Raw genomic sequence first — 13,497 nt, forward strand, 5'->3', positions numbered from 1 at the left:
TCCGGGGGCGCGCGTCAGGCAAGATGGATGTATCTGCCCACACCTCTATTGTTGCCGGACGGTTTCTCTTGGCTGAGTTCATCTACACCATGCGCAAGACGCGCAAGGCGCACGGCGACAAGGTCATCCTTGACGACGTCACCTTGAACTTCCTGCCCGGTGCGAAGATCGGTGTCGTGGGGCCCAACGGCGCCGGTAAGTCCACGGTGCTGAAGATCATGGCGGGCCTGGAGCAGCCGTCCAACGGCGACGCCTTCCTGTCGCCCGGCTTCAGCGTCGGCATCCTCATGCAGGAGCCGAAGCTGGACGAGAGCAAGACCGTCCTGGAGAACGTCCAGGACGGCGCCGCCGAGATCATGGGCAAGCTCAAGCGCTTCAACGAGGTCGCCGAGCTGATGGCGACCGACTACTCCGACGAGCTGATGGAGGAGATGGGCAAGCTCCAGGAGGACCTGGACCACGCGAACGCGTGGGACCTGGACGCCCAGCTGGAGCAGGCCATGGACGCCCTGGGCTGCCCGCCCGGCGACTGGCCCGTCACCAACCTCTCCGGTGGCGAGAAGCGCCGTGTGGCGCTCTGCAAGCTCCTCATCGAGGCCCCGGACCTGCTCCTCCTCGACGAGCCCACCAACCACCTGGACGCCGAGTCGGTGAACTGGCTGGAGCAGCACCTCTCGAAGTACTCGGGTGCCGTCGTCGCCGTCACCCACGACCGGTACTTCCTCAACAACGTCGCCGAGTGGATCCTGGAGCTCGACCGCGGCCGCGCGATCCCCTACGAGGGCAACTACTCCACCTACCTCGACAAGAAGGCCGCCCGCCTCAAGGTCGAGGGCCGCAAGGACGAGAAGCGCCAGAAGCGCCTCAAGGAGGAGCTGGAGTGGGTGCGGTCCAACGCCAAGGGGCGTCAGACCAAGTCCAAGGCCCGTCTCGCCCGGTACGAGGAGATGGCGGCCGAGGCCGACAAGATGCGGAAGCTGGACTTCGAGGAGATCCAGATCCCGCCGGGCCCCCGCCTCGGTTCCATCGTCGTCGAGGTCGAGAACCTCTCGAAGGCCTTCGGCGACAAGGTCCTCATCGACGACCTGTCGTTCACGCTGCCCCGTAACGGCATCGTCGGCGTCATCGGTCCCAACGGCGCGGGCAAGACCACGCTGTTCAAGATGATCCAGGGCCTGGAGACGCCGGACAGCGGCGCCATCAAGGTCGGCGACACGGTCAAGATCTCCTACGTCGACCAGTCCCGCGCCAACATCGACCCGAAGAAGACGCTGTGGGCCGTCGTCTCGGACGAGCTGGACTACATCAACGTCGGCCAGGTCGAGATGCCCTCCCGCGCCTACGTCTCCGCGTTCGGCTTCAAGGGCCCGGACCAGCAGAAGCCGGCCGGGGTCCTCTCCGGTGGTGAGCGCAACCGCCTCAACCTGGCGCTGACGCTCAAGGAGGGCGGCAACCTGCTGCTCCTCGACGAGCCCACCAACGACCTGGACGTCGAGACCCTGTCCTCGCTGGAGAACGCGCTGCTGGAGTTCCCCGGCGCCGCGGTGGTCATCTCCCACGACCGCTGGTTCCTGGACCGGGTCGCGACCCACATCCTCGCCTACGAGGGTGACTCCAAGTGGTACTGGTTCGAGGGCAACTTCGAGTCGTACGAGAAGAACAAGATCGACCGTCTCGGTGCGGACGCGGCCCGTCCGCACCGCGCCACGTACAAGAAGCTCACGCGAGGCTGATCGTCTTGGCCCGTCACCTCTACAGCTGCCCACTGCGCTGGTCGGACATGGATGCCTTCGGCCACGTCAACAACGTGGTCTTCCTCCGCTATCTGGAGGAGGCGCGCATCGACTTCATGTTCCGGCTGGCGCCGGGGGACGGCTCGCCGTCGTTCTCGGGCGGGTCCGTCGTGGCCCGGCACGAGATCGACTACGTACGGCCGCTGGTGCACCGGCACGAGCCGGTGACGGTCGAGTCGTGGGTCACGAAGATAGGCGCCGCGTCGCTGACGATCGCCTACGAGATCAAGGATCCCGAGCAGGTGTACGTACGGGCCTCGACCATCGTCGTCCCGTACGACCTGGCGGCCGGGCGGCCCCGGCGGATCTCCGCCGAGGAGAAGCTCTTCCTCCAGCGGTACCTGGCAGAGGAGCCCGCCGCGGCATGACCGTGCCCGTGCAGTCGCTGCTGTTCGCCGACCCGAGGGAGGCGGCGGATCTCGCCGCCTTCCTCGGCCGGCTCCTGCACTACGACCGGGCCGCCGCGGTCCGGTTGCAGGCGGGCGGCGGCGACGCACTGGCCGTGTTCGGCCGCCCGCCCTCCTTCGAGGTCCTCGCCATCCGCGCCGCCCGCCTGGCCCGCCCCGAGACGCTCGACGTCACGGTGTCGGCCGGTGAACTGCTGGAATCCCTCGACGTCTCCGGTGAGGGCCCCGGGGAGCCGGGCGGCGCACTGCCCGCACCGGTCACCGGGCCGCCCTGGACCGGTGTCCTGCCGCCCCGGGGGCCATGGCGGGAACAGGCCGGACTGCCCCGGCCGGACGTCCTGCGTACCGCGCTCGACGCGGCCGTCGCCGAGTTCCGCGCCCGCGACGACGCCCTGCCCGAGGAGCTGCGCACCCGCGCCGAACGCGACCGTATCGGCCGGGAGATCTGGTCCCGCCCCGTCGGCGCCACGGACCTGCCGCTGCGCGCGGTCCACGCCGCCCAGTCGCTCGGCTTTCTCCGCGCCGACCCCGCCTTCCCGGTCTCGCTGTTCGCCTCGGGCGGCTGGCTTCGGCTGCGGACCCCGTTCGGTTCGATCGCCCTGCGCCGCGACCCGGCCGGAGGCCTCGGCGGACCGGGCGGTCTCGGACTCACCGTCGGGCACGGCTGAACCGCCCTTCCCGGCCGCGGTGCACCACCGCACCGGCTGTGCCCGCCGTACTGCTGTACCCCTGTGCCCCTGCGCTACTACCGCACCCGTTGTGCTCGCTGTGTCCCTGGCGGCGCTGTACCGCTGTCGCTGTGTCGTCCCCGGCCGGGCCGCTAGCGCTCCGCGGGCCCCTCGGCCTTGTCCTCCGTACCGCCCGGCGTCGCGTGACCGTCCGGCCAGACCCCGATGTGGTCCTGCTCCAGCTCCAGCAGCACCCGGTGCTCCATGCCCAGCGCCCGGGTGTGGTCGGCGGGCAGCTGGAGCCGTCCGGCGCGGTCGAGCATCGCGTACTCCCGGGCCACCTGGGACTCCTGGCCCGTCGCCGCGTCCACCTCGGTGCGGCGCAGCACCTCGGAGGACGTGCGGCCGTCGCGGATGGCGACCGTACGGCGTACCTCGCCCGCCACCGCCTGGTCGTGGGTGACGATCACGATCGAGGTGCCCAACTCCTCGTTGGCCCGCCGGAACGCGGCGAACACCTGCTCCCCGGTGGCCGAGTCCAGCTCACCGGTCGGCTCGTCCGCCAGCAGCACGGAGGGGGAGTTGGCCAGCGCCACCGCGATCGCCACCCGCTGCTGCTGCCCGCCCGACAGCTGCTGGGGCCGCCGGTCGCGGCAGTCCGCGATGTCGAGCATGGCCAGCAACGACTCGGCGCGGGCGGCCCGTTCGCGCTTGCCGCTGCCGCCGCGCAGCTGCATGGGCAGGGTGATGTTCTGGATCGCGGTGAGATACGGGAGCAGATTGCGGGCGGTCTGCTGCCAGACGAAGCCGACCACGTCACGGCGGTAGCGCAGCCGCTCCTTGGGGCCCATGGACAGCAGGTCGCAGCCCGCGACCTTCGCCGATCCGGCCGTCGGCACGTCCAGCCCGGCCAGGATGTTCATCAGCGTCGACTTGCCGCTGCCCGACGCTCCCACCAGGGCCATCAACTCGCCCTCGGCGACCAGCAGGTCGAGGCCCTGGAGGGCCTGCACCTCCACCCCGTCCGTGGTGAAGATCCGCACCACCCGGTCGCAGGCGATCAGCGCGTCGTGCCCGTAGGAGGGGCGGTCCCGGTGCGCCGCCGCCCGGCGCTCCAGCTCCGCCAGCGTCGTCCCGGTGGTGTCCGGCGTCTCGGTGGACGAGGTCATCGGGGGTCTCCTGCCCTGAGTTCGGTGATCGATCCGCGGCGGCTCGCCCACCACGCCTGGACGCCCGCGACCCCGGCGGCGAGGGCGACCACCCCGGCCGCCGGAAGCCCCAGCGACCACAGGTCGACCCGCAACGGGACGGGGCTGGTGCCGGACCCGGCGACGCCCGCGAGCGCCAGCGGCAGCAGATCCACGCCGGGGGAGAGCAGGGCGATGGTCGCCCAGCCGGTGAACAGGCCGCCGACCGCCGCCAGCAGCGTCTGCGGCATCGCCTCGAACGCCAGCAGCCGCCTGCCCTGCCCGGTGGTCAGGCCCATCGTGCGCAGCCGCGCGAGCAGCGTCCTGCGCTCCGGCGCGGTCCGGAGCAGCGACAGCGCCACCGCCAGCAGCGCGTATCCGGCGCCCGCCGCGACGGCCGCCAGGTAGATCCGTTCGGCGCCCGCCTGCATCGGTGTGTCCACGTACCGCTCGCGTTCCTCGGACCGCAGCTGTACGACGTACTCCTTGCCGCTCGCCGCGACCGCCGCCCGCAGTTCCCCGGGGTCGGGGGTGCCGCGCAGGAGCAGCTCGGTGGGCTCCCGGGCGTCCAGGGAGGCGATGTTCACGATGAGGAAGCCGGTGGTGGAGACGGCATGGGTGCGGGCGGCCACCCCCACGACCTGGACCTTGAACTCGCCGTTCAGGGTGTCCAGAGCGACCGGCTCCGGTCCCAGACGGGCCGCCACCGAGGGGGAGGCGATCGCCGGAAGGACGCGCCCACGGTCCTGCGCGGCGCCTTCGGGCCGGGGCGCCGAAGGGCCGGCGGCCTTCAGCCGGGCGGCGGGGAACTCCGGCAGCCCGGTGGCGCGGGCCAGCCGGGCGTACGCGGCGGGGTCGACACCCAGCAGGGCCGCACTGTCGGGACCCGGCCCCGAGGCGTCCCCCGAGCCGTCCTGCGAGGCGCCCGAGGCGTCCGGGCCCGGAGCCGGAAGCTCCACGCCGTGTTCGACCCGTACCGGAGCGACGTCCCGCACCCCGTCCAGATCCCGCACGGTCCCGGCCAGGGGGGCGGGCAGCGTCGTCCGGTCGCTCAGCCCGCTGATCCGGGCGTCCGCCCCCACGGCCGTCAGCGCCGCGTCGTCCCGCGCGTCCCCGATGCCCGCGACCACCGAACCGCCGAACGCGGCCGTGGCCAGGGCCAGCAGCAGGGCGAGCAGCGGCAGCGCCCCGCCGGCCGATGACCGTCCCGCTCGGGCCAGGGACAGGAAGCCGATCGCCCCGCGCAGCCGGGCCATCGGGCGGGCCGCCAGCCGCAGGGGCAGCGGGTAGAGGCGGACCAGGACGAGGGCGGCGATCAGGGCCACCAGCACCGGCGCGCCGCTGACCAGCGCGTCGGTGCCGCCGCCCGCCGCCGTACCGCGTCGCAGCAGGGCCGTCACCGCGCCGACCGCCAGCACCAGCAGGGTCAGTTCGACGACGGTACGCCGACGGGAGGGCCGCGCGCTCACCGTGTCCTCGCGCCCGCCGTGCAGCGTCGGGCGGATGTGCTGGAGCGTCGTGTGCAGCGGCAGGGCGACACCGACCAGGGCCGCCACTCCGGCGGCCGCCAGCGCCCCGGGCCACCAGCGGCCCTCACCGACGGCCAGCACCGCGAGCAGCAGCCCGAGCGCGGCGGCGGGCAGCACCGTCACCGCCGTCTCGGCCAGCAGCCGTCCGCCGATGCCGGTCAGGGAGCCGCCGCGCGCCCGCAGCAGGGCCAGTTCGCCGCGGCGGCGGCCGCCGATCAGCGCCCCCGTCATCAGCAGCACGACAGCGGCCACGGAGCCGATCCCCAGGGCGGCGACCGCGATCACGGGGCTGATGGCCTCGCGCATCCGGGCGTTGGCCGCCACCAGGTCGCCGAGCCCGCTGCGGACCATCGCGGTGTCCCCGGCGGTCTCCCGTACGTCCAGCAGCCCCGGGCCGCTCTCCAGGGAGGCGAGCCCCGCCGCCAGCCGGGGGCCGTCGGGGCCGGTCAGCTCCGTCGGGTCGGGCGCGATCCGCCAGTACAGGGCGGGTTCGGTCGGAGTGTTCAGGAGCGCCGGACCGGCGTCCTCGGCCAGCAGGACCGTACCGCTCCAGTAGTAGATGGGGTACCGGCTCTCCGGGTCCGGCATGAGGGAGGGGGCGCGCAGCAGTGGATCGGCGGACCAGTAACTGCCGCCCGGATCAAGCGGGGTGACGATGCCGGTGATCCGCACCGAGAGGGTCTCGCCCGACGTCAGGGGGAGCGCGAGGACCGCGCCGGTCCGCACCTTCAGGTCCGCCGCCGTCTCCTCGGTGACCGTGCCCTCCACCTCGCGGGTGCCGGAGGTCACCGGGGTCCGCGTCGTCGGCCAGGCGCCCGAGCGGAGCGTGGCGTGCCGCTCCAGGTCCAGTTGCGCCGCGTAGTGGATCCGGGCCGGTGAGCCGTCCGGTTTGGGCAGCCAGGGCTCCCTCGCGACGACCGGCTTCGTGGTGCGCACCCCCTGGGCGCTCTGCGGGACGTTGGCGCGCAGCGGTGCGGGCAGATCCTTCAGCAACGCGCCGCCCACCCGCGACAGCTGTGGCGGGCGCACCTCGGACTCCCGCTGCTCCTGGGGGAGTTCGAGACCGGGCTGCGGGCGGGCGACCTCCACGACGCTGCGGCTCGGGTTCGCCGCCGCGATGTCGTGGCGCAGCCCCTTCGTCTCGTACGCGTCCACCGCGCGCGGGAACGCGGCCGCGAGGAACGCGGTCACCAGCACCAGCACCGCGAGGGCCACCGCCGCACCGGGTGCGGTCCGCAGCCGGGTGCGTGTCCACGGGGCGTTCGCCGCCCGCCGGTTGTCGCTCATGTCAGTGGTCCCCCTGGTGGCGCAGCGTCGCCGCCGGGTCCCCGCGGCGCAGCGCCATCGTCGCGACGATCACGAGCGGCAGGGCGGCGACCCCGGCGAGCAGGGCGGCGACCTGTCCGGCGGGCAGCTCCACCAGCACGGGAGGCACCGGCCGGTCGGCCTGTCCGGTCAGCACGATGAGCGGGACGACGGCCCGGGTCAGCACGGTGCCGATCACCGCCCCGATCAGCAGGGCGATGGCGATGAGCACGCCCTGCTCGGCGGCGATCATGCGGGCCAGCTGGCGGCGCGGCGCGCCGAGCGCCCGCAGCACGCCCAGTTCGGCCGAGCGTTCGCGCCGGGAGCCGGAGGCGCTGACGGCGAAGCCGACCGCGGCCAGTGCGGCGGCGACCACCGCGACGGCGGGCAGCGCGGACCGCGGTCCCGCCCCGAGCGGGTCGTCCACCAGCCGCTCGGCGGCCTCGGCCCGCACGAGGATCTGGGCCGGGTCGGTGTCCGGCCGGGCGCGCAGGTCCCGGGCCACCTTCGCGGTGTCCCCGGGGGCGGTGCTCAGCCACCACTCGTTCGCCTGAATCGTGGCGGAGGGCAGCCGGACCAGGGCCTCGGTGACGGCCCTGAGGTCGAGCAGCAGTCCGCCGCCGCCCGCCGTCGGGTCCGGGGCGCCGGTGGGCACCCCGGTGGTCGGCAGCTGCCGTACCGTCTTCACCAGCGTCACCCGCAGGGTGTTCCCGGCCAGCGTCAGATCGATCTCGTCGCCCAGCTCCGCGTCGGTGCTCCGCAGATAGGCGTCCGTGGCCACCGCCTTCACCGCCGCCGCCCGGGGCCGGGCGGCGGTGATCCGCAGCGTGCTTCCGGCGGGCTCGAAGGACTCGTCGGCGGCCACACCGGTGTCGTACGTGAAGTCCAGGGCCCCCGGAGACCCGCCGCGCACCGGGGGCTTCCCCGGGCGGTCCTCGCCGAACTCGCTGAGCGTCATGCGCGCGTCCCAGCGCAGCGCCGCGGGCACCGGTACGGGGCGCTCGCCGCCCGCCGAGGTGACCATCCGGACCCGCTCCACGGTGATCCGCCGCTTCTCCGCGCGGCCCGTCGGGGGCGCGCCGTCCACCTCGACACCGGTCAGGGACAGGCCCGCCGCCGACACCGGGACGGACACCGGGACCGGGGGACCGTCGACGGGAACGGAACCGGCGAGGACCCGGTGCGGCAGCCCGTACCGGTCCTCCAGCAGCAAGGTGGCCACGGGCGGCCGCCCGCCCGGCTCCTCGGCGGCGTCGGCGTCGGCGTCGCCACGCTTCGGCGAGACCGTGGCGATCCGCAGGTCCAGCGTCAGCCGAGCGCCGTCCTCGGGGAGGACGAGTCCGGCCCGTCCGCCCCGCTCCGGGGCGATCGCGTCGAACAGCTGCCGCGGGGACCCCTCGGTGAGGTCCGGGCGCAGCAGCATCCCCTCCTCCGCGTGCTCCGTGTCCAGGACGACGACCTCCGCCTTGCGCCCGCCGGAGACGTCCACCTCCGTCCGGTGGGCGGGGGCCGCCTGCCGCACCCCCTCCAGGGCCGCGTACGCACCGGCCGTCGCCGGAGTGGTGCCGTGCTCGCCCACCACCCGGATCGACGCGCCCGAGCCGAAGTCCGCCTGATCGCTCTGCGACCGGTCCCACGACGCGCTCTGCCCGATCGCCAGCATGCCCATCGCCACCGACAGCACCAGCAGCAGCACCGGCCCCGCGCCACGCAGCGGGCGCCTGCTGAACTGCCAGCCCGCCAGCGCCGCGGGCAGCCCGCGGCCCCGGGCCGCACGCCGTTCGGCGAGCTTCGCCGCGGGGGGCAGCAGCCGCAGGGTGAGGACGGTCCCGGCGAGCAGGGCCAGCGCCGGTGCGACGACCAGCAGCGGGTCGATCCCGAGCCTGCCGTCCTGGTCGCCGGTGAGCGCCCCGCCGCCGGACGCCGTGGTCCGCCGCTCCAGCTGCCAGTACGCCACCGCCGCGATCAGCAGCAGCCCGAGGTCGGCGCCCGCCCGCACCGGGGCGGGCAGCGAGGCCGCCCGGGTCCGGCGCCCGCCCGCCCCGGCCGTCAGCGACGGGGCGACCACCGCCAGGGCGCACGCCAGCGCCACGGCCGCGGAGACCAGCCACACCGTGCCGGTGACGCTCTCCCCGGCGCGCAGCCCGATCCGGGACAGCGCCCCGCGCTCGGCCAGCAGACCGGTCAGCGGCCCCGCCAGCAGCGGGGCGACCAGCGCGGCGGGCACGGCGAGCAGCAGCGCCTCGATCGCCGCGAACGAGGTGATCCGGCCCCGGGATCCGCCCCGGGCCCGCAGCAGCTCCCGCTCCCCGTCGCGCTCGCTGTTCAGCAGCCGGGCCACGAGCAGGAGGGCGTACGCGGCGAGCAGCACCAGCTGCACCGCGACGATCATCAGGGTGGAGCGGGAGACGAGCAGCGCCCGGTCGAGCTGGTCCAGCACGGTCGGCAGCGAGGTCCGCGCGGTGACCCCGGACGCGAACACGGGTGCGTCGGCCAGGGCCGCGGGTGCGTCCGCGGCCGCCTGGCGCAGCCCGGCCATGGACCCGGTGGTCAGCGTGTCGAAGTCGGCGCCGGCCAGCCAGGACACGTCCCCGCCGCCGAGGCTCCCCGAGGCGAGCGGCGCGGGGTCGGTGAGGAGGGGGCCGTACGTCGTGAAGGCCAGCTCGCGCACCCCGCGCCCGCCGAGCGGGTCCAGCCGCCAGTACGGGTCGGAGGCGTCGACGGGCTCGTAGAGACCGGTGACCAGGATCTGCCGCCGCTGGTCCTCGCGCAGCCGGTCGGTCACCGTGAGCCGCGCGCCCGGCTCCAGCCTCAGCGCCTCGGCGGCGACGACGGGCAGCGCCACCTCGACGGCGCCGGAGTTCCGCGGCGCGGCTGGCGCCCGGCCCGCGGTGATCCGGACCCGGTCCCGGTCAAGGGCGGCGAACTGCGTCAGGTCCGGTTCGCCGCGCCGGTCGGCGGAGGGCCGGAGGCCGCGCGGCAGCGCGTAGGACCCCGAACTCTCCAGCTTCGCGATGGTCACGGGCAGCCCGTCGAAGGCGTCGCGGGCCGCCTCGCGGACGGTGGCGTCGGCCTCGGCACGCCGTTCGTGGTCCACCGAGGCGGAGACGGTGAGCGCGGCCGTGGCGGCCGAGCCGTGGGTGAGCGTGTGCCGCAGCGCCGCGTCGCCCACCGAACCGGAGAACGCGGTGAGCGCGGCCAGGACGGACGTGGTGAGCAGGACGGCGAGCACGGCCGCCGAGAGCAGCAGGCGGTGCGCCCGCACCCGCAGCAGGACGAAACCCGTCACCTGTCATCCCCCGGCCCATGAACATCACCGCACGCCCCCCGGCGTCCCGGTGATGCTTTCAGAGTGAACGGATTCTGGTAACCGCTCTCCGACCGACCTTGATGCGATCGTGACCGGTATGCGACAGGAGAACGCCGGACTCCGGCGACAGCCGACCGGCCGACGCCGACGGATCAGCCCGGGGTGTTGACCATCGAGGCGGCGGCGTACGTCAGGTAGTCCCACAGCTGCCGCTCGTGCTCCGGCGCGAGCCCCAGCTCGTCCACCGCGACCCGCATATGGGCGAGCCAGGCGTCGTGGGCCGCCCGGTCCACCTGGAAGGGGGCGTGCCGCATCCGCAGGCGCGGGTGGCCGCGGTGGTCGCTGTAGGTGCGCGGGCCGCCCCAGTACTGCATGAGGAAGAGAGCGAACCGCTCCTCGGCCGGGCCCAGATCCTCCTCCGGGTACATCGGCCGCAGCAGTTCGTCGCCCGCCACACCCTCGTAGAAGCGGTGGACCAGGCGCCGGAACGTCGCCTCGCCGCCGACCTGCTCGTAGAAGGTCTGCTCCTGAACCGTGGGGTGCGGAATCTCTGTCACCCGTCCATGGTCGCAGACGGGCGGGCCGGGGTCAGCGGTCCTAGGACCAAGGGACCGGGCCGGACCCCACCAGGCGAACCGGACCGGACCGGGGCGGGGCGGGCGCGGGGTCCGGTCCGGCTTCGCGTTCGCCCCGGCCGGCCGGGCGCAGGACAGTGGAGGCATGGGTGAGGAGCAGAGCGGGGCCGCCGCCCCCGGGCCGGCGTCCGCCGAGGCCGACGCGGCGCGGCGGGCCCTGCTGCGGGAGATCGTGGCGCGGGGCGGGCTGAGCGACCCCGCCTGGTACGCGGCCTTCGCCGACGTGCCCCGCCATCTGTTCGTCCCCGCCTACTTCGTGCACGGCGTCCGGGGCTACGAACGCCTCTGGGGGGAGGACCCCGACCCCGGGCGCCGGGCCCGCTGGCTGCGCGGGGTGTACGCGGACGGAGCCCTGGCCACCCGGATGAAGGACGGCGAACTCGTCTCGTCCTCCAGCCAGCCGTCCCTGATGGCGCTGATGCTGGAAGCCCTCGACGTACGGGACGGCCACACGGTCCTGGAGATCGGCACCGGCCCCGGCTACAACGCGGCCCTGCTCTCGCACCGGCTCGGTGAGGCGGCGGTGACCAGCGTCGATCTCGACCCGGAGATCACGGAACCGGCCCGCCGCCACCTCGCGGCCGCCGGCTACCGCCCGACCGTGATCACCGGCGACGGGGCCCGCGGTTGCCCCCGCCGCGCCCCCTACGACCGGATCATCGCGACCTGCACGCTGCCGTCCGTGCCTCCGGCCTGGCCGGAGCAGTGCCGCCCCGGGGCGCTGGTCCTCGCGCCGCTCGCCACCGGGCTGATCGCGCTCCGGGTCCGCGCGACGGCGCAAGGACCGTGCGCCGAGGGGCACTTCCTGCCCACCCCGGCGTACTTCGTGCCCCTGCGTGGGGCGTTGCCGCTTCCCGCCGGGCTTCCGCACCTCGGCGGACTGCCGCGCCGCGTGGCCGGGAACGACCTGTTCCGGTTCCTGCTGTCGCTGACCGCGGGCGTCCTCGACCCGCACGAGGCGCTCTCCCTCTGGGAGCGGGAGGGGCGCCCCCGGCGGGAGAGGTACGGCATCACGGTCGGCCAGGGCCGCCAGTGGGCCTGGCTCGACGACCCGCGGGGCCCCTACACCTGGCCGTTGGGCGGCCCCGCCGGCTGAGCGGGCACCACCTCGCCCGCGTTCGCTCAGTCCCGGCGCACCGTGATCGTCGTCCACGCCCCGACGTGCACCCGGTCGCCGTCCTGGAGGGGGACGGGGACATAGGGCTGGATCGGGTCCTCGGCGCCGTTCAGCGTGGTGCCGTTGGTGGAGTTCTGGTCCACGACCGCCCAGCCGCCGTCGGGCTGTCGCACCAGCACCGCGTGCTGGTGCGAGACGCCCGGGTCCTCCGGCGCCACCGAGAGGTCGATGTCGGGGGACTCGCCGGTGCTCTGGCGTCGCCGCCCGATGGTGACCTGGTTCCCGGTGAGCGGGAGGCGCTGCTCGGGGGCGTACGCGGGCAGGTTCAGCCCGGTCGCCTCGGGGCCGCTGCGCTGCATCATGGCGAGGAAGTACGCGCGGTCCGGCGCGATGACGGCGGTCCAGGACAGGGGTGTGGGCGTGGACTGCTCGTGTCCGCCCTGGCCGGGCACCCCGCCGTGCGGCTGCCCCTGGTCGAAGCCGTGCGCCTGACCCTGCCCCGGCGCCTGACCTTGTGCCGGTCCCGGTCCGTGTCCCGGTCCCTGGCGGTCGTACCCCGGGTCCTGGCCCGGCCCCGGGTCCTGACGCGGCGGCTGCTGGAACTGCTGCGGGGGCCGGGTCTGCGAGGGCGGCGAGAGCAGCCAGTCGTCCCCGCCGCCGGGGTGGCCGGTGGACCGCGGCGGCGCGGGCGGCGCCGACTGCTGCTGCGGGGCGAACGGCGAGGACTGGTGGGGTTCGAACGATGAGGACTGCTGAGGCTCGAACGGGGACGGCGATACCTGCTGTCGCGGGGACTGGTGTCCCTGCTGGTCCGGCTGCGGGTAGCCGTAACCGGGCGCGGGCGTCGGCGGGGGGCCCTGCCGGAACGGCTGCGGCGGAGGACCGCCCTGCCCGCCGACGCCACCCGGACCGGCCTGCTCGCCCTGTCCGCCCCGCTCGCCCCGGCCGCCTTGCTCGGGGGCGGGGGGGTCGGCCGGGCGGTTCATCTGCGAGGGGCGCGAGCCTTGGTGGTCGAACGGGTCATGCTGCTGGGGCGGGCCCCCGGGGCCGCCCTGGCCCTGCGGCTGGCCGCCCGGACCGCCGGGGCCTCCCTGCCCTCCCGGACCGCCGGGGCCTCCCGGACCGCCGGGGCCCTGCGCCTGGAAGCCGGGCGGCAGGTTGAGGCCGGGCGGGGGGCCGCCGGGTGTGCTGTGCTTCGGGGCCAGCGGGGTGTAGGAGGTCGCCGTACTGGTGAGGAAGTTCCAGCGGCACTCCTCGCAGAACGGCGCCATCGCCTCGCGCGGCGTCCGGCACTGCGGGCACAGCTCCGCCTGCATGGTGGGCGGGCCACCGCCGGTGCCGGGGCCCTGCGGATAGCCGTAACCGGGAGCGGGCGGAGGGGGAGGCGGCGGGGGTACGGCGCCGGCGGGGGCACCGCCGGCGGCCATGCGGTGTCCGCAGACCTCGCACCAGTCCTCGGAACCCGACTGGTGTCCGTTCGGGCAGGTCGGCATGTCGGCGCTTCCCCCTCTCCTCTTCCGGCCCCGGAGGCCGCATGCTGTCGTCC

The 13,497-nt window shown here is 74.8% G+C and carries 9 protein-coding genes; 4 read left to right on the top strand and 5 right to left on the bottom strand.

Annotated elements, in window-relative coordinates; all coding sequences use genetic code 11:
- The first annotated feature begins 68 nt into the window (after positions 1 to 68).
- From ettA to ACIRRU_RS08240, 3 genes are read left to right on the top strand one after another with little or no spacing between them, the layout of a single operon-like run.
- A complete protein-coding gene (gene ettA, locus ACIRRU_RS08230) occupies positions 69 to 1,733 on the top strand; it encodes an energy-dependent translational throttle protein EttA (RefSeq protein WP_363199576.1) in 1,665 nt (554 codons plus the stop codon).
- Positions 1,734 to 1,738: 5 nt separating this feature from the next.
- Positions 1,739 to 2,161 carry an acyl-CoA thioesterase gene (locus ACIRRU_RS08235; protein ID WP_403677730.1) on the top strand — a complete coding sequence of 141 codons (423 nt, stop codon included), beginning with the start codon at positions 1,739 to 1,741 and terminating at the stop codon, positions 2,159 to 2,161.
- Entirely contained in the window at positions 2,158 to 2,868 is a 711-nt protein-coding gene (locus ACIRRU_RS08240; protein ID WP_403677733.1) for a hypothetical protein, read from the top strand. Before ACIRRU_RS08235 ends, ACIRRU_RS08240 begins: the two co-directional genes overlap by 4 nt.
- A 152-nt stretch (positions 2,869 to 3,020) precedes the next feature.
- Here ACIRRU_RS08240 and ACIRRU_RS08245 read toward each other — a convergent pair whose 3' ends face one another.
- From ACIRRU_RS08245 to ACIRRU_RS08260, 4 genes are all read right to left on the bottom strand, one after another.
- Positions 3,021 to 4,037, bottom strand: a complete 1,017-nt coding sequence (locus ACIRRU_RS08245) for an ABC transporter ATP-binding protein (RefSeq protein WP_403677736.1) — start codon at positions 4,035 to 4,037, stop codon at positions 3,021 to 3,023.
- Complete coding sequence (locus tag ACIRRU_RS08250; protein ID WP_403677739.1) at positions 4,034 to 6,871, bottom strand: FtsX-like permease family protein; 2,838 nt, start codon at positions 6,869 to 6,871, stop codon at positions 4,034 to 4,036. The genes ACIRRU_RS08245 and ACIRRU_RS08250 overlap by 4 nt, the downstream gene beginning before the upstream one ends.
- Position 6,872: 1 nt before the next feature.
- The gene (locus tag ACIRRU_RS08255; protein ID WP_403677742.1) at positions 6,873 to 10,178 is read right to left on the bottom strand and encodes an FtsX-like permease family protein; all 3,306 of its coding nucleotides are present in this window, start codon (positions 10,176 to 10,178) and stop codon (positions 6,873 to 6,875) included.
- A 173-nt stretch (positions 10,179 to 10,351) separates the two neighbouring features.
- On the bottom strand, positions 10,352 to 10,756 hold the full coding sequence (locus ACIRRU_RS08260) for a globin (protein ID WP_363199570.1): 405 nt from the start codon (positions 10,754 to 10,756) through the stop codon (positions 10,352 to 10,354).
- A 163-nt stretch (positions 10,757 to 10,919) separates the two neighbouring features.
- Here ACIRRU_RS08260 and ACIRRU_RS08265 point away from each other — a divergent pair, with 163 nt between their 5' ends.
- On the top strand, positions 10,920 to 11,930 hold the full coding sequence (locus tag ACIRRU_RS08265; protein ID WP_403677745.1) for a methyltransferase domain-containing protein: 1,011 nt from the start codon (positions 10,920 to 10,922) through the stop codon (positions 11,928 to 11,930).
- Between the two features lie 26 nt (positions 11,931 to 11,956).
- Here the strand turns inward: ACIRRU_RS08265 and ACIRRU_RS08270 are convergent, their stop codons facing one another.
- Entirely contained in the window at positions 11,957 to 13,444 is a 1,488-nt protein-coding gene (locus tag ACIRRU_RS08270; protein WP_403677748.1) for an FHA domain-containing protein, read from the bottom strand.
- Positions 13,445 to 13,497 lie beyond the last annotated feature (53 nt).

Origin of the sequence: Streptomyces sp. NPDC101181 (assembly GCF_044767975.1) — a bacterium.
Lineage (GTDB): Bacteria > Actinomycetota > Actinomycetes > Streptomycetales > Streptomycetaceae > Streptomyces.

Excerpts from the sequence above, each read along its gene's own strand:
- ACIRRU_RS08240 (WP_403677733.1), top strand. The coding sequence starts at position 2,158 with ATGACCGTGCCCGTGCAGTCGCTGCTGTTCGCCGACCCGAGGGAGGCG.
- ACIRRU_RS08265 (WP_403677745.1), top strand. The coding sequence starts at position 10,920 with ATGGGTGAGGAGCAGAGCGGGGCCGCCGCCCCCGGGCCGGCGTCCGCC.
- ACIRRU_RS08250 (WP_403677739.1), bottom strand. The coding sequence starts at position 6,871 with ATGAGCGACAACCGGCGGGCGGCGAACGCCCCGTGGACACGCACCCGG.
- ACIRRU_RS08245 (WP_403677736.1), bottom strand. The coding sequence starts at position 4,037 with ATGACCTCGTCCACCGAGACGCCGGACACCACCGGGACGACGCTGGCG.
- ACIRRU_RS08270 (WP_403677748.1), bottom strand. The coding sequence starts at position 13,444 with ATGCCGACCTGCCCGAACGGACACCAGTCGGGTTCCGAGGACTGGTGC.